Raw genomic sequence first — 19,467 nt, forward strand, 5'->3', positions numbered from 1 at the left:
ACTCGGAACCAAGCCAATGGGGGGGCTGAGCGATGACCTACATCGTCACTGACAACTGCATCCGCTGCAAGTACACCGACTGCGTCGAAGTCTGCCCGGTGGACTGTTTTTACGAAGGGCCTAATTTTCTGGTGATTCACCCGGACGAGTGTATCGACTGCGGCCTGTGTGAGCCCGAATGCCCGGCCGAAGCCATTCTGCACGAAGACGACCTCAGTCCGGAACAGGACCGGTTCTACCAGCTGAATGCCGAACTGGCCGAACTCTGGCCCAACATTAGCGAACGCAAGGAACCCTTGCCCGATGCGGAAAAATGGGACGGCGTGCCGGACAAGCTCCAGTATCTGGAACGCTGATCCGGCTGCCGTCGAAGGCGGGGCCTGTTACTGCAGCAGGTCCTCGCCCGTCAGACCGTTTTTCTCAACGATCTCGCGCAACTTGCGCAGTGCCTCCACCTGTATTTGACGCACCCGCTCGCGGGTCAGGCCGATCTCCTGCCCGACCTGCTCTAGCGTACTCATCTCGTACCCGCGCAAACCGAAACGACGCGACAGCACATCGGCATGTTTCTCGGGCAGCATTTCCAGCCAGCGATTCAGGTTGCCGCTGATATTGTTGCTTTGCAGCAGCGTTTCCGGGTCGCCCGTCTCCTGGTCCGCAATGGTTTCCAGCAGCGGCTTGTCAGCCCCCTGTCCGGCCGGTACGTCCACCGAGCTGACCCGTTCGTTGAGACCCAGCATGCGCTGAACACTGGCCACCGGCTTGTCGACCAGTTCAGCGATTTCCTCCGCTGTTGGCTCATGATCCAGCTTCTGCGCCAGCTCACGTGCTGCCCGCAGATACACGTTCAACTCCTTGACCACATGGATCGGCAACCGGATGGTGCGGGTCTGATTCATGATCGCCCGCTCAATGGTCTGCCGAATCCACCAGGTTGCGTAGGTCGAGAAGCGGAAACCGCGTTCGGGATCGAATTTTTCCACGGCACGGATCAGCCCCAGGTTCCCTTCCTCGATCAGGTCCAGCAGAGTGAGGCCTCGATTGATATATCGACGTGCAATTTTGACCACCAGGCGCAAATTGCTTTCGATCATGCGTTTGCGGGCGGCTTCATCACCCTTCAGTGCCAGGCGGGAGAAATACACCTCTTCTTCCGCCGTCAACAACGGCGAAAAGCCGATTTCATTCAGATATAACTGGGTTGCATCCAGCGAACGCGCATTCACCAGATCCTTGTGCGCCATGGAACCACGCCCACGGCCACTGTCGATAAATTCAGGCAGTTCGGATGTCTCGTCGTCATCCGTGCTGTCTGCTGCGTCATCCCGGTCGTCATCCATGGCAGCCAGGTCGCGTTCGTCATCCAGTTCGTTTTGGCGACTGTGTGCAGAGTAACGGATCTCGTTTCCTGTGATTGCCATTGTCTTCACCCCCAGATTGCGGGAGGGCCACCGCCCGTCCCGGCAGGTTGTATTTATTATTGTTCTTATCGCTTGGGCAAATAGCGCAAGGGATCAACCGGGTTGCCATCGCGACGGATTTCGAAATGCAGCATCGAACGCGTTGCCCCGGTCTTACCTATTTCGGCTATTTTTTCACCAGCTTTAACCTTATCACCCTCTCGTACAAAGATGCGACTGTTATGTGCGTATGCGCTCAGATAACGCTTGTCATGATTCACAATCACCATATTGCCATATCCCAGCAGGCCGTTACCGGCATAGACAACCTCGCCATGCGCCGCGGCTTTTACCGCTTCGCCCTTGCGGCCGGCAATATCGATCCCCTTGTTGGCCGGTTGACCACGCCCAAACGCCAGCACGATCTTGCCGGAGTGCGGCCAATGCCAGCGAACCGCTCCAGCGGCGGGCTCAGCCTTGCCGTCACGGCCAGATGCCGGTTTGGCGGTGGTGGTGTTCGTACGGCCCGAAGATGGGGGTTTGGCAGGCGTAGCAGGAGCCCCGGGACGGGACGCAGTTTGCGTCGCAGGAGCCGAGGCTTTCAAACGCAATGTCTGCCCCGGATAGATGAAATAACGCTTATCGATACCGTTCAGACGCGCAACCTGACGGTAATCAAGCCCGTACCGAAACGCAATGGAGTACAGGGTGTCGCCCTTCTTCACCCGGTAGGTATTCGGGGCCGGTTCCTTGGCCCCTCCGCTCAGTGAGCGCTCGCTGACCGGCGCGTAACCGGTCGAGCAGCCCCCCAGCCAAAGGCTCAGGCAGGTCAATACAAGCAGCAGACGATAGGGCACTCGGGCCTCCTCTTCAGTGCTGCCGGCGATCCATTACCACTCCCAGCAGCGCTCCCAATAACATCAGTGCCGCAGCAGGCCAGAACCAGGCATTCAGTCCCGTCAGGACTTCATAGCTACCCGGCAAAAGATTATCCTGCAACAAAGGCACCTCTTCACCATGCCGGTTGATGGTATAGGCCAGTGTGTATTTCCAGGGCCATACCTTGTTCAGCGAGCCCAACATGAAGCCGCCAAGCAACGCCAGCGTCAGCATGCGATGGTGATGGAAAGCCCAGCTCAACACCCGTGAAAAACTCAGCAGGCCGACCACGCAACCACCGGCAAACAGCCCCAGAGTAGCCCACTCCAGACCCTTGATCGCGCCGAGTACTGGCGCGTACATGCCCATCAGCAACAAAATGAAACTGCCCGAGATACCCGGCAATATCATGGCGCAGATAGCGATCATGCCGGACAGAAATACCATCATCAAGGTCGGTTCGACCGCACCCGGTGCCTGTTCCGTAATGATATAAGCCAACATTGCGCCACTGATGAACATGGCAATGAGATTGCTGTTCCAGCCCCGAATATGCCGTACCACACTCCAGGTTGAAGCCAGGATCAGGCCGAAAAAGAACGACCACAGCAGAATCGGATACGTATCCAGCAGATAGAGTACCAGATGCGAGATCGACACCAGGCTCAACAACACGCCGCTGAACAGCGCCAGCAGGAAACTGCCGTTTACATAGCGCCAGCAGGATAGAAAGCCTTCACTGAACAGAATACGAACCGCTTCAGGGTTGAACTGCTTGAGCGTATCAATGAGTTCCTCGTAGATACCGGTAATGAACGCAATAGTTCCGCCGGATACCCCGGGTACCGCATCAGCGGCGCCCATCATCATCCCCTTGCCCGACAACAGGAGATAGTCCTTTTTACTTCGCACGCACTTTCCTCATCAATTAACGCACCGTGCCGCTCAGCAAGGGCACAAAGCGGACACTTTCCAGAATTTCGGTCTTGTACTCATCCTCATTGATCCGCACCACTCGTTTCAGAGTCTGATGCTCATCGCCCACCGGGATAACCAGACGACCGCCCACAGCCAGTTGTTCCAGCAGTTCGGCAGGAACTTCTCGCGGGGCCGCCGTGACCAGGATGCCGTCAAAGGGGGCCTGGTCCGCCCACCCCATGCTGCCATCCGTATGCCGCAGCATGACATTATGCATTTTAAGTCGCTGTAGCCGCTTACGCGCCTTTTCCTGTAACGGCCGGATACGCTCGATACTGAAGACCTGGTCAACCAGGTGCGCCAGTATGGCCGTCTGATAACCGGTCCCCGTGCCCACTTCCAGCACCTTGCCCAGCGGGCCACCTTCCAGCAGCAGTTCGGTCATGCGTGCGACAACATAGGGCTGCGAGATCGTCTGATTGTAGCCAATCGGCAGAGCCGTATCTTCATAGGCCCGGTGGGACAGGGCTTCATCAATAAAGATATGCCGAGGTGTCTCGATCAGGGTCGCCAGCACCTCTTCATTGGCGATACCCTGCTCGCGCAACCGCTGCACCAGACGTTCACGGGTACGGCGGGACGTCATGCCGATACCCTGCAGATCCCTGTCGATCACATCAGCCCCTCCAGCCAGCCTGCCAGGTTGTCCATGCCGGAATAATGGGTCATATCGATCTGCAGCGGCGTCACCGATACAAAGCCGTTTTCGACCGCATAGAAATCGGTTCCCGGCTCAGCATCCGCGGCCGCACCGGCACCGGCAATCCAGTAGCGAACACGTCCACGCGGGTCTTCGACCCGTACCGGAGGCTCGGCACTGTAACGGTGCCCAAGACGCGTTACATGAATGCCCTTGATCTGCTCCAGCGGCAGGTCGGGCACATTGATATTCAGGACTGTTCTCGGCGCCACCACCAGTGTCTCCAGGTGACGAACCAGTACCGCCACAATCTCGGCAGCGGTTTCATAATGCTGTGGATAAAAGCTGTGCATGGAAACCGCTATCGGCGGCAATCGACAATGACGCCCTTCGGTGGCGGCCGCCACCGTACCCGAATAGAGCACATCGTCACCCAGGTTGGCACCGGCATTGATGCCCGACACTACGATGTCCGGCTTTTGCCCCTCGGTGAATAGCCCTGAACCGCCCAAGTGCACACAGTCGGTCGGGGTACCATTGATGCCATAATAGCCACTGCTGTGGAGATGGGTTTCCAGGGGACGGTCCAGCGTCAATGAGTTGCTGGCACCACTGCGATTACGATCCGGCGCCACCACACAGGTTTGATGGTCCTGTGCCAAGCGCTCCGCCAGAGTCGCTAGTCCCGGTGCATACACACCGTCATCATTTGAGATCAGAGTCAGCATGTTCGTTCTTCTTGATTAAGTCTGCTCGTTGGCGGCGTTATGCCACTGACAAAGTTCACGCAATACACTGGTAGCAAAAGAGCCCGCCGGCAGCTCAAATTCCAGCCGCCACTGTCCTTCTGCCTCTTCATCGGCCGTCAAATCACGAGGCAGCAGCCTCAAAGCCCGACGTTCCTGATTCAGGCCCAGCCCTTCCAAACCTTCACGAATTGTCTGCCAGGGAGCCAGAGCCGCAATCTCAAACGCCTGTGCCTCATCCCGAGTCATCAGTTCGCCGCGCCCCCACATGGGACCGGTCAGGTGAAGATCACCCCGAGCCAACCGCTCGGGGAGGTCTGCCTCTTCTCCGGCCATGAAACAGCTTTGACTGCCGTTCAGCATGAGTACATCCCCAGGCAGTATGCTGTCCCAAAGTCCCTGGTCAATACGTGCACTGATCAGCTGGTTGAACAGCCAGGAACGCAGCGCCGAGATATACAGCCCCTTTTTGTGCCGTTGGCGTTCTTTCAATGTACCTGCCAGCAGCGCCTGGCCTTTCAACAGATTGCCGCCTTCCCGCCCAAAACGCTGCTCGCCGAAATAGTTGGGCACTCCCTGCCGTACCTGCTCGATACGTGCAGCCAGCGCCGCCCCGTCCGTCACCTGGCGCAGCCGGATCACGAAACGATTGCCTGACAACGCCCCCAGGCGGAGCTTGCGACTATGACGCTCGGCTTTCAACACCTCGATAGTATCACCACCGAACAGAGACCAGCTGAAAGTTCGCCCGATAGGCACCCTCACGCTGAACCACTGCTCGGCCACTGCGTGCCGGTCCTTTTTGCCCGCGTAGCCCACATCACGGGGGCTGACCTGACAAAAGCGTGCCAGTTGCCGCGCGACCCAATCGGTATTCTCACCGATTTTGCGGATATAAAGAAATAGGTGCTCACCCTCGCCATCCGGTTCAAAGGGCAGGCGCTCAAACACCTGGAAGTCATCGGCGGTGGTGCGCAGTACGGCCTTGGCTGAAGGTTCTCCATACAGCCAGCTACAGGCAAGATCAGGAATCAACGTCGGGGGATCTCCGGCTCGGGTTCAATTAACTGAAAGAAGGTTTCACCTTCACGAATCATGCCCATTTCACTACGGGCACGCTCCTCCAGGGCACTGACGCCCCGTTTGAGGTCCTGTACTTCGGCTTCCAGGCGCTTGTTACGCTCGGTCAGCTGTTGATTGACCTGCTGCTGATCCAGAATCTGTTGTTCCAGCTGCCAGACCTGGCGCAAATTGGCCTCTCCAAACCAGAGCCGATATTGCAGCCCGGCCAGCATAACCAGCAAAATCAACAACAACCAGCGGAACACGCGCTTCCCTCTTCGTCACGGGCCCAGGGTCAAAAAAGGGGGCCTAAAGCCCCCTTTTTAACATATTTTCAAGACTCAGGCCTGACCTTTGATCTCTTTCAGACCGTTATAAACCGCATCAGTGCCCAGCTCTTCGGCAATACGCAGCAAACGGTTGTACTTGGCCACACGGTCAGAGCGACACAGGGAACCGGTCTTGATCTGACCCGCAGCCGTACCGACCGCCAGATCGGCAATGGTCGTATCTTCGGTCTCGCCGGAACGGTGTGAAATCACGACCGTATAACCCGCATCCTTGGCCATCTGAATGGCATCCAGTGTTTCGGACAACGAACCGATCTGGTTGAACTTGATCAGAATCGAGTTGGCGATCGACTTGTCGATGCCTTCCTTCAGGATCTTGGTGTTGGTGACAAACAGATCATCGCCGACCAGCTGTACCTTGTCGCCGATCTTGCGCGTCAGGCTGGCCCAGCCGTCCCAATCGGATTCATCCATACCGTCTTCGATGGAGACGATCGGATAGTTCTCGCACAGTTGCGCCAGGTAGTCTCCGAAACCTTCGGCGTCAAACACCTTGCCTTCACCGGCCAGATCATACTTGCCATCCTTGTAGAACTCGGAAGACGCACAGTCCAGTGCCAGGGTGACATCGGTACCCAACTGGTAGCCGGCCTTATCGACCGCTTCCTTGATCACGACCAGCGCCTCTTCGTTGGAGCCCAGGTTCGGTGCAAAACCGCCCTCGTCACCTACAGCAGTGTTCAGGCCACGTGCCTGGAGCACGGATTTCAGCGCATGGAAAATCTCGGCACCACAACGCAGCGCATCCTGGAAGTTGTCAAAGCTCACCGGCTGAACCATGAACTCCTGGATGTCGACGTTGTTGTCGGCATGTTCGCCACCGTTGAGGATATTCATCATCGGAACCGGCATGGAGAACTGACCGGCAGTGCCATTGATCTCGGCGATGTGCGCATACAGTGGAATGCCTTTCTCGGTCGCAGCGGCCTTGGCAGCGGCCAGCGACACGGCCAGTATGGCATTGGCACCCAGGCTGGACTTGTTCTCGGTACCGTCCAGCGCCAGCATGGTGTCATCCAGAGCACGCTGATCCGTCGCTTCCAGACCGGTCAACGCTTCACGGATCGGGCCATTGATCGCCGCAACTGCCTGCTGCACACCCTTGCCCAGGTAACGGGACTTGTCGCCGTCACGCAGTTCCAGTGCTTCGCGGGAGCCGGTGGATGCGCCTGAAGGTGCACAGGCCGTTCCCACCACGCCTGAAGCCAGGATTACATCCGCTTCAACAGTCGGGTTACCACGAGAGTCCAGAACTTCGCGTGCCTTGATATTCGTAATTTGAGCCATTGTGTAGGTGTCTCCAATCAACTCGTATAAAGGTTACTGCTGCGCCTGTGCCTGACGTGCCAGCGCGGCCTTGATAAATCCGGTGAACAGGCCATGTCCGTCACGCGGCGTAGAGGTAAATTCGGGGTGGAACTGACACGCCACGAACCAGGGATGGTCCGGCGCTTCCACAACCTCTACCAGCTCACCGTCTACCGAGCGGCCCGTAATTTTCAGACCGGCTTCTTCCAACAATGAGACATAGTTGTTATTCACCTCATAACGGTGACGGTGGCGCTCACGCACTTCGGTGCTGCCGTAGGCCTCGGCAACCTGAGAGCCTTCGGCCAGGTGGCAGGTCTGCGCACCCAGGCGCATGGTGCCGCCCAGATCCGAATTTTCACCGCGCACTTCCACTTCACCACTGCGGTCGGTCCATTCGGTAATCAGACCAATGACCGGATGCTCGGACTGCTTGTCGAACTCGGTCGAGTTGGCACCGGCCAGACCCGCGACATGGCGTGCGTATTCAATGACCGCAACCTGCATGCCCAGGCAAATTCCGAGGTAAGGAACCTTGTTCTCACGAGCAAAGCGCACGGCTTCAATCTTGCCTTCAACACCCCGCTCGCCAAAGCCGCCCGGTACCAAAATGGCGCTGTAGCCTTCCAGAATCTTGCTGCCTTCACGCTCGACACGCTCGGAATCGATATATTCGATGCGCACTTTCTTGCGCAGCGCGATACCGGCATGGGAGATGGCTTCGATCAGAGACTTGTAAGCGTCCAGCAGCTCCATGTACTTGCCGACCATGGCGATGGTCACTTCGCCTTCCGGGTTCATGAAAGCGTCGGCCACGCGGCTCCATTCGCTCAGGTCTGCCGCCTTGCAGTTGATTCGGAAACGTTCGGTGACGATCTCGTCCAGATGCTGTTCCCACAACATCGCCGGGATGTTGTAGATGGTATCGGCATCCGGTAATGAGATGACCGCACGCTCGTCCACGTTGGTGAACATCGCCACTTTCTTGCGCGATGATTCATCCAGCGGACGCTCGGAACGGCACACCAGAATATCCGGCTGGATACCGATGGAGCGCAGCTCTTTCACCGAGTGCTGGGTCGGTTTGGTTTTGGTTTCACCAGCCGTGGCGATATAAGGCACCAGAGTCAAATGCATGAACATGGCGTGGGAAGCACCCACTTCCACTTTCAGCTGACGCACGGCTTCCAGAAACGGCAGAGACTCGATGTCACCAACCGTACCGCCGATTTCAACCAGTGCTACGTCAGCATCGCCTGCACCTTCGATTACGCGACGCTTGATCTCGTTGGTGATGTGCGGGATCACCTGCACGGTACCGCCCAGATAATCACCACGGCGCTCTTTGCTCAGCACATGCTGATACACGCGGCCGGTGGTGAAGTTGTTGCGACGCGTCATGGTGGTGCGGATGAAGCGCTCATAGTGCCCCAGATCCAGGTCGGTTTCGGCGCCGTCGTCGGTCACGAACACCTCACCATGCTGGAAGGGACTCATGGTGCCCGGGTCCACGTTGATATACGGATCCAGCTTTAACATGGTGACCTTGAGACCACGGGCCTCAAGAATAGCCGCCAGAGAAGCTGATGCGATGCCTTTGCCCAATGAGGACACAACACCGCCTGTGACGAAAATATAACGCGTCATGCGGAACCTGTCAGATCGAGATGTTGGGGAGGATAAAACGTACTCAAGATGGGGTTGCAGCTTAGCAAAAAGCACTCTTCAGGACAAACCAAAAGCGTCCCATTGAGGCAACCAGCCATTTTCAACCCAGTGCGGGTCACACAGACAAAGGCCGGGGACGGCGACAATCTGCCCATCCGACCATAAGACCGGATGAATCGGGCGTAACCAGGGCGGCACTCCGGCTTCCTGCAGCAATTGTTTGAGCGTTACCGATCCGCCTCGGCCCATCGGCCTCAAGCGCTCACCACCCTGCCGATAAGCCAATTGCAGTTCCAGCCCGTCCGGCAACCCCCGAGCCGCACGCTGCCAGCCAAGTCGCCCATGCGGCACATTCAGCGCCTGTCCCGCCCGCAGCCACACCCTGGTGTCCGGTTCAATCGTCGGCACGGGGTCCGGCAGCAAGTACAGACCCTGCCGATAACGGCGGAGCTGCTGCCCCTTCAAGCACTCGACCGGCTCGGCATCGGCACGCTCCGACAACATGCTATCCAGCAAATTCTGCAGCCGCTGTCGACTCAGACGCTGCCCTGCCAGCCGGTGCAACCAGAAATGCAGCAGATTACGCTGCCGTTCAGGGCCCAGCGCCCTCAGCCGCTCAATGTCGAGCCCTGATTCCCCCAGTCGGCACTGCGCCCAGTCCTCCTCCGCACGCTCGCGCAACAACACATCAGCATCATGCATCAGCTCCGTCGTATCCAGACAGCGCTGTAACACGGCGGGCCAACGCCCCTTCAGCAGCGGTAATACATGCAGGCGCAACCAGTTGCGAGCATAGTGATCCTGTGCATTGGTAGGATCGATTATGGGCACCAACCCCTGTTCGGCAGCCGCAATTTCAAGACGTGCGCGCGACTGATCCAGCAACGGCCGCAACAGCGTCCCCCGACCCAGCCCGCGTCGCTCAGGCATGCCCGACAGGCCGGCCACTCCCGCGCCTCTCAGCAGCCTCAGCAGCAGCGTTTCAGCCTGGTCATCAGCATGTTGCGCCAGCAGCAGGCAATCACCCTTGCCGAGCAGTGTTTCAAAGGCGGCATAGCGGGCACTGCGTGCCGCCGCTTCAGAAGAGGACTCGGGCGATACCTTCACAACCGTCAACGGGATATTCAGGCGCCGACAATGCTGCCGACAATGCTCACCCCAATCTGCCGACACCGCTTGCAACTGATGATCGACATACACGGCCAGCAGCGGCTGCGGCAACGCCAGACGCGCGCACAGTTCAAGAAGCAGGGAGGAATCCAGACCGCCGCTATAGGCAATCACCCAGCGGCGTACATCAGGCTCGGCTGCCAGGCGGGCAGCCAGGGTAGCGCAGAGTTCGGGCAGCACTGGGGCTGCCCCCTCAGGGTCAGTCTTCGAAGACACCATAGGACATCAGACGCTGGTAACGGCGCTCCAACAGCTCATCGCTCTCCAGACCCGACAGTCGATCCAGCGCATCCACCAGCGAAGCCTTCAGGCTGGCAGCCATCGTTTCGGGATCGCGGTGCGCGCCACCCAGGGGCTCGTTAATCACATGATCCACCAGACCCAGTTCATGGAGACGTTCGGACGTAATCCCCATGGCCTTGGCAGCATCGGATGCACGCTCGGCACTTTTCCACAGGATGGATGCACAGCCTTCCGGCGAGATCACCGAGTAGGTGCCATATTGCAGCATCAGCAATTCATCACAGACACCGATCGCCAGTGCTCCGCCCGAACCACCTTCGCCGATAACGGTGGAGATGATCGGCGTGTTGAGCTGAGACATTTTGGCCAGGTTAAAGGCGATCGCTTCGGACTGCCCGCGCTCTTCAGCGTCAATACCGGGATAGGCCCCCGGCGTATCGATAAAGGTCAGCACCGGCAGGTTGAAGCGCTCGGCCATTTCCATCATGCGCAGGGCCTTGCGGTAGCCTTCCGGGCGCGGCATGCCGAAGTTGCGGCGTACCTTTTCCTTCACTTCCCGTCCCTTCTGATGACCGATCACCATCACCGGACGACCGTCAAGACGGGCCAGACCTCCAACAATCGCCTGATCATCGGAAAAATGGCGATCGCCGTGGATTTCATCAAAATCGTCAAAGATATGCTGAATATAATCCAGGGTATAGGGACGTTGAGGGTGACGGGCAATCTGGGAAATCTGCCACGCCGACAGATCCTTGAAGATCGACTCGGTCAGGCTGCGGCTTTTTTCCTGCAGGTTTTCCAGCTCGTCACTCAAATTGAGCCCCGCCGTGTCCTCGTTGACATGGCGCAGCTCACTGATTTTGGCTTCCAGCTCTGCAATCGGCTGTTCGAAATCCAGGTAGTTCGGATTCATGCGTGTCTGCTTCTGTTATGTAACTTGGGGCCCAAAGGCACGAAAAATATTGGCACGATTCTACCGTCTGGCGACGCGGATCACCACCCTGTTCACTCGTAACAGAGCCGGACAGCATCATTGCCGAACTGCTCCTTGAGCTGCAACAGCAGTTCATCGGTCGGTGCCGCCGCCCACTGACTGTCCAGCCACAGTCGCGCTTCGGCATCTTCGCGCCGGAAACGCAGGGTAACCGCCAGACTCACCAGTGGGCTGCGATTCTGCTTCAGAGTATTGCTAAACTGGCGCAGGTGCTGCGGGTTCAACTGGCGGCGATCACAGCTCACTTCCACACAGCGCGCCGACTGCGCACGTACCTGGGCCATACTCGACACCTTGCTGCAGCGCACTTTCAGGCCACCGTTATAGTCGTCCTGGGCCACTTCGCCCTCAACTACCAACACCACATCCTTGTTAATCAGGCTGCGCGCTTCTTCATAGGTATCGCCAAACAGGGTCACTTCCATCCGGGCACTGCGGTCATCCAGCGTCAGGAAACACAGGTTATCGCCCTTTTTGGTCTTTTTCAGACGCAGATCGACCACCAGCCCCGCCATTTTCTGCTGACTGCCGCGACTGGGCTGAAGCTCAATCAGTTTGCGACTGACCAGGTGCTTGAGCTCAGTCTCGTATTCGTCGATCGGATGACCGGTCACATAGAGCCCCAGCGTATCCTTTTCACCCTTCAGACGCTCCTTGTCCGTCCAGTCCCGTGCCTTGCCAAACTCGGCATACGGGTCCGAAGGCGTTTCCGCTTCCACGGCTCCGAACATATCCATCATGCCCGCGTCCGCGTTGCGCGCACTCTGGTCCGCTGCCTTCAGGGCGGAACCGATCGCATCCCACAGAATCGCCCTGGAGGGCCCCAGACTATCCAGGGCACCACAGCGCACCAGTGCTTCCAGTACGCGTTTGTTGAGCTTGCCCACACCGACCCGTTCACAAAAATCGAACAGGTCCTTAAACGGGCCAGCCTTGCGGGCTTCCATGATCGCGTCCACCGGACCTTCACCCACCCCCTTGACCGCGCCCAAGCCGTATACCACCTCGTCGGCAGCATTGACGGTGAACATGTAATCGCTGTCATTGACATTGGGGAGACGTACGGTCAGCCCCATCTGGCGGCATTCTTCGATGAAGATCACCACCTTGTCGGTATTCTGCATGTCCGACGACAGAACCGCCGCCATGAAGGCGGCCGGATAGTGCTGCTTCAGCCAGGCGGTCTGATAAGACACCAGCGCATAGGCTGCCGAGTGCGACTTGTTGAAACCGTAACCGGCAAATTTCTCCACCAGGTCGAAGATGTTGCCGGCAAGATCCTTGTCGATTCCCTGACCGGCACACCCTTCCAGAAAGACCTTCCGCTGCTTGGCCATTTCCTCGGGCTTTTTCTTGCCCATGGCGCGACGCAGCATATCCGCGCCGCCCAGCGTATAACCCGCCATCACCTGAGCAATCTGCATCACCTGTTCCTGATACAGGATGATGCCGTAGGTAGGCTCCAATACCGGTTGCAGGCTGTCCAGCTGATAATCCGGGTGTGGCCACGCCAACGGCGCACGACCATGTTTTCGGTTGATAAAGTCGTCAACCATGCCCGACTGCAGCGGCCCCGGCCGGAACAGGGCCACCAACGCCACAATATCCTCAAAACGGTTCGGCAACAGGCGTCGGATCAGATCTTTCATGCCGCTGGATTCCAGCTGGAACACGGCAGTCGTCTGGGCGCTCTGCAGCAGCTTGAAGGTTGGCTCATCTTCCAGATCGATCGACTCGATCTCCAACGGCCCCTCACCCTGCTGCGCACGCTTGCGGTTGATCGTATCCAGCGCCCAATCAATGATGGTCAGCGTACGCAGCCCCAGGAAGTCAAACTTGACCAGGCCCGCTTCTTCAACGTCGTTCTTGTCGAACTGGGTGACCAGCCCCTGGCCTTCCTCGTCGCAGTATGTCGCGGCAAAGTCGGTCAGCTTGGTCGGAGCGATCACTACGCCACCGGCATGCTTGCCGACGTTGCGCGTCACCCCTTCCAGCTTGTAGGCCATCTCCATGATTTCTTCGGCTTCTTCGTTGCCATTGACGAAATCACGCAGGGCTGACTCCTCTTCCCAGGCTTTGTTCAGCGTCATGCCGACTTCAAAGGGAATCAGCTTCGACAAACGGTCGGCCAGACCGAAGGGTTTGCCCTGCACACGGGCCACATCGCGCACCACGGCCTTGGCGGCCATGGTACCGTAGGTGATGATCTGCGAAACGGCATCGCGCCCGTAAGTACGGGCCACGTAATCGATAACCTTGTCGCGGTTGTCCATGCAGAAGTCGATATCGAAGTCGGGCATGGAGACACGTTCAGGGTTAAGGAAACGTTCGAACAGCAGGTCGTATTCCAGTGGGTCCAGGTCCGTGATTTTCAGCACGTAGGCAACCAGCGAACCGGCCCCCGAGCCTCGTCCCGGCCCGACCGGTATGCCGTTATCCTTGGCCCACTTGATGAAGTCCATTACGATCAGGAAGTAGCCCGGGAAGCCCATCTGGATAATGATATCCAGCTCAAACTCCAGCCGTTCTTCATAGGGCTTGCGCTTTTCCTGATAGTCGTGCGCGTCACGATCAAGCAGGAACGCGAGACGCTCTTCCAGCCCTCTCCAGGATGCCTGACGGAAGAAATCATCCATCAGCATCCCTTCGGGAACCGGGAAACGCGGCAGGTAATAGGTGCCCAGTTCGATCTCGATATTGCAGCGGCGTGCTATTTCAACGGTATTCTCCAGCGCACTGGGAATATCGCTGAACAGCTCCGTCATTTCTTCGATCGAACGGAAATACTGCTGATCCGAATAGTTACGGGGACGCTGGGGATCCTCCAGCGTTCGACCCAGGTTGATACAGACTCGTGCTTCATGCGCCTCGAAGTCTTCCTGCTTGAGGAACATGACCTCATTAGTTGCCACCAGCGGGCATTGCATTTCGCCAGCCAGGGCAACACTGGCATGAACCAGCGCTTCATCCCCCGCCCGACCGGTGCGCTGAATTTCCAGGTAGAAGCTGTCGGGGAAGACCTGCCGCCACTCATCCAGAACCGCCCTGGCATGCTCGGCCTGCCCCGCCAACAGGGCTCGCCCGACCTCTCCCAAACGGGCACCAGACAAGGCGATCAGCCCTTCGGGCTTTTCCTTGACCCACTCTTTTTTGACCAGCGCCCACCCGGGAATAATATTCTGTCCTTCGGCATAGGCCCGCGACACCAGTTCCATCAGGTTGCGATATCCCTGCCCATTGCTGACCAGCAGGGTCAGCCGGAAGGGTTCCCCTTCCGGATCGGTCGGATTTTGCACCCACAGGTCGACGCCACAGATCGGCTTGACTCCGGCACCTAAGGCCGCCTTGTAGAACTTGATCAAAGCAAAGAGGTTGGTCTGATCGGTAATCGCCACCGCAGGCATCTGTTGAGCCGCCGCTGTCGCGACCAACGGCTTGATCCGCACCAGACCGTCAAACAGGGAATATTCGGAATGCACCCGCAGGTGAATAAAACGTGGATCAGACATTGTTTTCTCGTGCCAGACGCTCTTTTACCGGGCGAAAACTGCGTCGGTGTTCAGGCAGAGCGCCCAGCTGCTCCAGTGCGGCCAGATGCTCGGGCGTGGGATAGCCCTTATGGCGGGCAAAACCGTAATCGGGAAAGCGTCGATCCAGTTCGATCATCTGTCGGTCACGGGCCACCTTGGCCAGAATCGAGGCCGCGCCAATTTCCGCGACCCGCGCATCGCCCTTGACGACCGGCTCCGCCGGACAGGACAGCTCGGGGCAGCGGTTGCCATCGATCAGTGCATAGTCGGGCGTCAGGTGCAAACCCGCCACCGCGCGCTGCATTGCCAGCATGGTGGCATGCAGTATATTCAGCTGATCGATCTCCGCAGGCGAGGCCGAAGCGATACACCAGCCCAGAGCCTTTTCGCGAATTTCATCATAGAGACGCTCACGCCGTTTTTCGCTGATCGCCTTGGAATCCCCCAGCCCCTCGATCGGGTTGTCGGGGTCCAGTATCACGGCAGCAGCGACTACATCACCGATCAGTGGACCACGCCCGACTTCATCCACGCCCACGATCAGGCCATCCGGGCGAAAATCAAATTCAACGCTCTGCATCGCGCGCCTCCAACAGTTCTACAATGGCATCGGCCGCCCGCTCGCTCGCATTCTGGCGCAACTGTTCACCCAGGATACCGAACACTCGGCGCAGACGCTTGCGATACGGCTCATCTTCCAGGGCACGCAGCAGCAAAGGCCCCATCACCTCCGGCGTGACCTGCTGCTGCAGCACCTCCGGCACCATCTCCTCGTCCGCCAACACATTGGGCAAAGAGATCCAGCGACTTTTAATCATGCGCGAGTAAATACGATAGGTCAGCCCGGCCATCCGATATGCCACCACCATCGGTTTTTGCAGCAGACAGGCTTCCAGTGTCGCCGTACCGGAAGCGATCAGAATTGCATCCGCCACCGCCATGACTTCCCGTGATTGCTGCAGGACCAGCTGCACTCTCACATCGGGGAAGGCACTATCAATCAGCTGCTGCAGCTGCTCGTAGCGATAGGCGTTGGCTGCCGGCAGTACAAATGTCAGCTCCGGCCGCCGCTGCTGCAGCCAGCGCGCCGTTTCCAGGAATGGACGTGCCAGGTATTTGATTTCACTGCCACGGCTCCCCGGCAGAAGAGCCACCATGCCAACCGTTTCGTCGGTGCGGAACTGCCGCCGGGCGGCGTCCAGGTCAAGCCGGGAGGGAATCACATCGGCCAACGGATGACCGACAAAGCGCAGGTTTTGCTGCGTTGGACGATAGACTTCCGCTTCGAAAGGAAACAGCGTCAGCAGCAGATCCGTGCTCTGTTTGATCTTGAAAATGCGCTTGCGCTTCCAGGCCCATACGGAAGGACTGACATAGTGCACCGTCGGAATGCCCGCAGCCTTGAGCGCCCTTTCCATTGCCAGCGTAAAGTCAGGCGCATCGATACCGATGAATACATCGGGCGGGTTGTCCATGAAGTGACGGATCAGACGTTTGCGGGCACGCAGAAGTTCGGGTAGACGTCCCAACACTTCAACCAGCCCCATCACCGACAGACGCTCCAGGGGATAGAGCGACTGGCACCCCTCGGCGAGCATCAGCTCGCCCGCCACCCCTTCAAAACGGGCCTGTGGATAACGCTGTTTCAGAGCCCTGACCAGACCCGCTCCCAGAATATCCCCAGAGGCTTCACCCGCCACTATCCCTATCCGAAGGGGTTGCATATCGACCTCAACGAATGATGCCGCGGGTAGAGCTTTCCAGCGATTCGATCAGCAATTGCACCGCCGGCTGCGTCTGCGCCATGGCTCGCAACTCCTGCAATGCCAGATCCACTGTCAGCCCCTTGCGGTAAATGATTTTGTAGGCACGGCGCAGGGCACTGACCGCCTCGGCATCGAAGCCCCGACGGCGCAGACCCTCCTGATTAATGCCATAGGGGCGTGCACTGTTGCCCGTTGCCATCACGTAGGCCGGGATATCCATCAACACCACGGTTCCGGCACCACACATGACATGGGCACCGATACGACAGAATTGATGAACAGCAGTAAAGCCGCCCAGAATGGCATGATCACCCACACGAACATGTCCTGCCAGCGCCGCATTGTTGGCCAGAATGATGTGGTCGCCCATTACGCAGTCATGCGCAACATGGGCATAGGCCATCAACAGGTTGTGACTGCCAATGCGCGTGATTCCTTCATCCTGCACAGTACCACGATGGATGGTACAGCCTTCGCGAATCACGTTGTGATCGCCAATCTCCAGACGTGTGGGTTCACCGGCATATTTCTTGTCCTGGCAATCCTCACCAATCGTGGCGAACTGGAAAATCCGGTTCCCTTCACCAATACGCGTGGGCCCCTTGATCACTACGTGCGAGGCGATGCGGGTGCCCGCCCCGATCTCCACATCCGGTCCAATCAGAGTCCAGGGGCCGACTTCGACGTCCTCGGCCAAACGGGCCGAGGGATCTACAATGGCTTGCGGGTGAATCAATGTCACACCTTTCGATCAGCACACAAAATGGTCGCGCTGCTGACAGTGTCGCCGTCAACACTGGCACGCACATCAAATTTCCAGATACCGCGGCGCTCGGAAATCACCTTCGCATCCAGCTGCAACTGGTCGCCCGGCACAACCGGACGCTTGAAACGCAGATTGTCCGCACCGACAAAGTAGTAGATGGAACCGTCTTCCGGTGTCTTATCCATGGTTTTGAAGCCCAGAATACCGGCGGCCTGTGCCATCGCCTCTACAATCAGTACGCCCGGCATTACCGGGTAGTCTGGAAAATGTCCGTTAAAGAAAGGCTCATTCACGGTTACATTTTTGATTGCGGTGATCGACTCACCTGGCTCCAGAGCCAAGACCCGGTCCACCAGCAAAAACGGATAGCGGTGGGGCAGATAGTTCCGGATCTCTTTAACATCCATCATCTTTTTGACCTTCTGTAGAGTATAGTTCGACAGCCTGTTCGAGGGTACGCACTCGACGCGCCAGCTCATCGAGCTGACGAAAACGAACCACATTGCGCTTCCACTGCTGATGCGGTTCCAGACCTGTGCCCGAGGAGTATACACCGGGTTGACGAATTGACTTGCTGACCAGTGACATGGCGGTCACATGCGTATCGTCGGCAATTTCGAGGTGGCCCGTAATCCCGGACATTCCTGCAATCGTGCAGCGTTCGCCAATTTTAGTGCTTCCCGCAACTGCGGTACAGCCTGCAATTGCGCTATCGCGGCCAATTACCACGTTATGGGCAATCTGAATCTGATTATCCAGCTTCACGCCAGCTCCGATACGGGTATCATCCAGAGCACCCCGGTCGATGGTGACGCCCGCCCCCACTTCAACCCGATCCTCGACAACCACCCCTCCCAGCTGGCAGATTTTTTCCCATCCATCAGGAGTCGGTGCGAAGCCAAAGCCGTCACTGCCCAGTACCGCACCACTGTGTACCAGCACATCGGCTCCCAGATGCACATTCGGATACAGCGTTACATTCGCCTCCAGACGTGAACGATCCCCTACAGTGCAGCCCTCGCCAATGACCGTACCGGGTCCGATAACAACCGCTTGCCCCAGCTGTACTCCGGCTTCAACCACTGCCTGAGGACCAATTTGCACATCCACCGGCACCTGCACACCCTCGGCGATCACCGCTGACGGGTGGATACTCGCACGGGCCGGGCGTCGCCAGTCGAACAACTGGCTGGCACGGGCAAAGGCCAGGTAAGGGTCTGGAACGATTATGGCAGCATTGGGACAGTCGGCCTGATGAGCCGGAGCAATCAGTACCGCTTCGGCCGATGTGTGCAGCAATTGACGCAGATAGCGCGGATTGGCAAAGAACGACAGCTGATGCTCGCCGGCCGACTGCAGCGTCGCCAGCGAGCGTATTTCGCGGTCAGGATCACCCTGGAGCGTTCCGCCCAGAATGCCGGCAAGCTCTGCCAGGGTATAACAGGCGGAAACACTCATGGGCTTATTGCTTGTTCAACAGTTCAGTCACACGTTCCGTCAGATCAACACTGTCGGCCGCATACACGGTCGCTTGCTTGGTGATCACGATATCGAACTGATCCTTCTCGATCAGCTCACGGATGGCCTTATCCAGACGCGGTCGCATTTCGGCAATGAACGCCTGCTCGCGTTCCGCGCGCTGCTGCTGCAATCCCTGGCCACGGCGCTGAAACTCGGCAAAGGCCTTCTGAAACTGCAGGCGCATCTGCTTGAGGTCTTCTTCCGATGACAGGCCGGCATTTTTTTGCAGCTTGTCACGCAGTTCTCGTGCCTGTTTTTCCAACTCAACCAGCTGCTTTTCGTCGTCAGAGAACTCTTTTTTCAACTCTTCCCGGAAGCTTTCTGCTGCATTCGAGGTCAGCAGCGCTTCTTCCACGCTCAAGACGGCAATTTTCTGCGCCCAGGCGGGAGCACTAAACATCAACGCTGCCAAGGTTGCGGCTCGAGTAAAACGTTTCATCATA

19 protein-coding genes are annotated in these 19,467 nt (G+C 58.0%); 1 reads left to right on the top strand and 18 read right to left on the bottom strand.

Translation table 11 applies throughout. The features are described from left to right. The first annotated feature begins 32 nt into the window (after positions 1–32). A complete protein-coding gene (fdxA, locus tag H1S06_RS10485; protein ID WP_181739913.1) occupies positions 33–356 on the top strand; it encodes a ferredoxin FdxA in 324 nt (107 codons plus the stop codon). 27 nt (positions 357–383) lie between these two features. Here fdxA and rpoS read toward each other — a convergent pair whose 3' ends face one another. The 18 genes from rpoS to H1S06_RS10575 all read right to left on the bottom strand — a co-directional run bounded on the left by rpoS (position 384) and on the right by H1S06_RS10575 (position 19,463). Further along, positions 384–1,421 (bottom strand): RNA polymerase sigma factor RpoS, encoded by a 1,038-nt coding sequence (gene rpoS, locus H1S06_RS10490; RefSeq protein WP_181739915.1) that lies wholly within the window; start codon positions 1,419–1,421, stop codon positions 384–386. Between the two features lie 65 nt (positions 1,422–1,486). Beyond that, on the bottom strand, positions 1,487–2,257 hold the full coding sequence (locus tag H1S06_RS10495; protein ID WP_181739917.1) for a peptidoglycan DD-metalloendopeptidase family protein: 771 nt from the start codon (positions 2,255–2,257) through the stop codon (positions 1,487–1,489). A gap of 13 nt (positions 2,258–2,270) precedes the next feature. Next, the gene (locus H1S06_RS10500) at positions 2,271–3,191 is read right to left on the bottom strand and encodes a DUF368 domain-containing protein (RefSeq protein ID WP_328515332.1); all 921 of its coding nucleotides are present in this window, start codon (positions 3,189–3,191) and stop codon (positions 2,271–2,273) included. A gap of 16 nt (positions 3,192–3,207) precedes the next feature. Beyond that, positions 3,208–3,843 (bottom strand): protein-L-isoaspartate(D-aspartate) O-methyltransferase, encoded by a 636-nt coding sequence (locus H1S06_RS10505; protein ID WP_181740057.1) that lies wholly within the window; start codon positions 3,841–3,843, stop codon positions 3,208–3,210. A 26-nt stretch (positions 3,844–3,869) separates the two neighbouring features. Then, positions 3,870–4,625, bottom strand: a complete 756-nt coding sequence (surE, locus tag H1S06_RS10510) for a 5'/3'-nucleotidase SurE (RefSeq protein WP_181739919.1) — start codon at positions 4,623–4,625, stop codon at positions 3,870–3,872. Positions 4,626–4,640: 15 nt separating this feature from the next. Next, positions 4,641–5,678: a tRNA pseudouridine(13) synthase TruD gene (gene truD, locus H1S06_RS10515; RefSeq protein ID WP_181739921.1), complete on the bottom strand. Its 1,038-nt coding sequence runs from the start codon at positions 5,676–5,678 to the stop codon at positions 4,641–4,643. Continuing rightward, positions 5,675–5,971 carry a cell division protein FtsB gene (ftsB, locus tag H1S06_RS10520; protein WP_181739923.1) on the bottom strand — a complete coding sequence of 99 codons (297 nt, stop codon included), beginning with the start codon at positions 5,969–5,971 and terminating at the stop codon, positions 5,675–5,677. The genes truD and ftsB overlap by 4 nt, the downstream gene beginning before the upstream one ends. Positions 5,972–6,046: 75 nt before the next feature. After that, the gene (gene eno / locus H1S06_RS10525) at positions 6,047–7,342 is read right to left on the bottom strand and encodes a phosphopyruvate hydratase (RefSeq protein WP_181739924.1); all 1,296 of its coding nucleotides are present in this window, start codon (positions 7,340–7,342) and stop codon (positions 6,047–6,049) included. A gap of 33 nt (positions 7,343–7,375) precedes the next feature. After that, on the bottom strand, positions 7,376–9,010 hold the full coding sequence (locus H1S06_RS10530; protein ID WP_181739926.1) for a CTP synthase: 1,635 nt from the start codon (positions 9,008–9,010) through the stop codon (positions 7,376–7,378). A gap of 78 nt (positions 9,011–9,088) precedes the next feature. After that, entirely contained in the window at positions 9,089–10,381 is a 1,293-nt protein-coding gene (tilS, locus tag H1S06_RS10535) for a tRNA lysidine(34) synthetase TilS (RefSeq protein ID WP_181739929.1), read from the bottom strand. 19 nt (positions 10,382–10,400) lie between these two features. Then, a complete protein-coding gene (gene accA / locus H1S06_RS10540) occupies positions 10,401–11,360 on the bottom strand; it encodes an acetyl-CoA carboxylase carboxyl transferase subunit alpha (protein WP_181739931.1) in 960 nt (319 codons plus the stop codon). A gap of 92 nt (positions 11,361–11,452) precedes the next feature. Next, complete coding sequence (gene dnaE, locus H1S06_RS10545) at positions 11,453–14,950, bottom strand: DNA polymerase III subunit alpha (protein ID WP_181739934.1); 3,498 nt, start codon at positions 14,948–14,950, stop codon at positions 11,453–11,455. Continuing rightward, the gene (gene rnhB, locus H1S06_RS10550) at positions 14,943–15,551 is read right to left on the bottom strand and encodes a ribonuclease HII (protein ID WP_181739935.1); all 609 of its coding nucleotides are present in this window, start codon (positions 15,549–15,551) and stop codon (positions 14,943–14,945) included. Before rnhB ends, dnaE begins: the two co-directional genes overlap by 8 nt. Beyond that, a complete protein-coding gene (gene lpxB / locus H1S06_RS10555; protein ID WP_181739937.1) occupies positions 15,538–16,695 on the bottom strand; it encodes a lipid-A-disaccharide synthase in 1,158 nt (385 codons plus the stop codon). The genes rnhB and lpxB overlap by 14 nt, the downstream gene beginning before the upstream one ends. Before the next feature lie 7 nt (positions 16,696–16,702). Beyond that, positions 16,703–17,473 carry an acyl-ACP--UDP-N-acetylglucosamine O-acyltransferase gene (gene lpxA / locus H1S06_RS10560; protein ID WP_181739939.1) on the bottom strand — a complete coding sequence of 257 codons (771 nt, stop codon included), beginning with the start codon at positions 17,471–17,473 and terminating at the stop codon, positions 16,703–16,705. A 2-nt stretch (positions 17,474–17,475) separates the two neighbouring features. After that, positions 17,476–17,913: a 3-hydroxyacyl-ACP dehydratase FabZ gene (fabZ, locus tag H1S06_RS10565; protein ID WP_181739941.1), complete on the bottom strand. Its 438-nt coding sequence runs from the start codon at positions 17,911–17,913 to the stop codon at positions 17,476–17,478. Continuing rightward, positions 17,900–18,961 (bottom strand): UDP-3-O-(3-hydroxymyristoyl)glucosamine N-acyltransferase, encoded by a 1,062-nt coding sequence (gene lpxD, locus H1S06_RS10570; RefSeq protein ID WP_181739942.1) that lies wholly within the window; start codon positions 18,959–18,961, stop codon positions 17,900–17,902. Before lpxD ends, fabZ begins: the two co-directional genes overlap by 14 nt. A gap of 4 nt (positions 18,962–18,965) precedes the next feature. Continuing rightward, positions 18,966–19,463, bottom strand: coding sequence for an OmpH family outer membrane protein (locus H1S06_RS10575; RefSeq protein ID WP_181739944.1), 498 nt, complete (start codon positions 19,461–19,463; stop codon positions 18,966–18,968). Positions 19,464–19,467 lie beyond the last annotated feature (4 nt).

Origin of the sequence: Marinobacterium marinum (assembly GCF_013868415.1) — a bacterium.
Taxonomy (GTDB): domain Bacteria; phylum Pseudomonadota; class Gammaproteobacteria; order Pseudomonadales; family Balneatricaceae; genus Marinobacterium; species Marinobacterium marinum.

What these genes read in the sequence shown, in the direction of transcription:
- rnhB (WP_181739935.1), bottom strand. Translation starts at nt 15,551, where the DNA reads ATGCAGAGCGTTGAATTTGATTTTCGCCCGGATGGCCTGATCGTGGGC.
- lpxB (WP_181739937.1), bottom strand. Translation starts at nt 16,695, where the DNA reads ATGCAACCCCTTCGGATAGGGATAGTGGCGGGTGAAGCCTCTGGGGAT.
- H1S06_RS10505 (WP_181740057.1), bottom strand. Translation starts at nt 3,843, where the DNA reads ATGACGTCCCGCCGTACCCGTGAACGTCTGGTGCAGCGGTTGCGCGAG.
- fabZ (WP_181739941.1), bottom strand. Translation starts at nt 17,913, where the DNA reads ATGATGGATGTTAAAGAGATCCGGAACTATCTGCCCCACCGCTATCCG.
- fdxA (WP_181739913.1), top strand. Translation starts at nt 33, where the DNA reads ATGACCTACATCGTCACTGACAACTGCATCCGCTGCAAGTACACCGAC.
- accA (WP_181739931.1), bottom strand. Translation starts at nt 11,360, where the DNA reads ATGAATCCGAACTACCTGGATTTCGAACAGCCGATTGCAGAGCTGGAA.
- H1S06_RS10530 (WP_181739926.1), bottom strand. Translation starts at nt 9,010, where the DNA reads ATGACGCGTTATATTTTCGTCACAGGCGGTGTTGTGTCCTCATTGGGC.
- lpxD (WP_181739942.1), bottom strand. Translation starts at nt 18,961, where the DNA reads ATGAGTGTTTCCGCCTGTTATACCCTGGCAGAGCTTGCCGGCATTCTG.
- eno (WP_181739924.1), bottom strand. Translation starts at nt 7,342, where the DNA reads ATGGCTCAAATTACGAATATCAAGGCACGCGAAGTTCTGGACTCTCGT.
- H1S06_RS10575 (WP_181739944.1), bottom strand. Translation starts at nt 19,463, where the DNA reads ATGAAACGTTTTACTCGAGCCGCAACCTTGGCAGCGTTGATGTTTAGT.
- rpoS (WP_181739915.1), bottom strand. Translation starts at nt 1,421, where the DNA reads ATGGCAATCACAGGAAACGAGATCCGTTACTCTGCACACAGTCGCCAA.
- surE (WP_181739919.1), bottom strand. Translation starts at nt 4,625, where the DNA reads ATGCTGACTCTGATCTCAAATGATGACGGTGTGTATGCACCGGGACTA.
- dnaE (WP_181739934.1), bottom strand. Translation starts at nt 14,950, where the DNA reads ATGTCTGATCCACGTTTTATTCACCTGCGGGTGCATTCCGAATATTCC.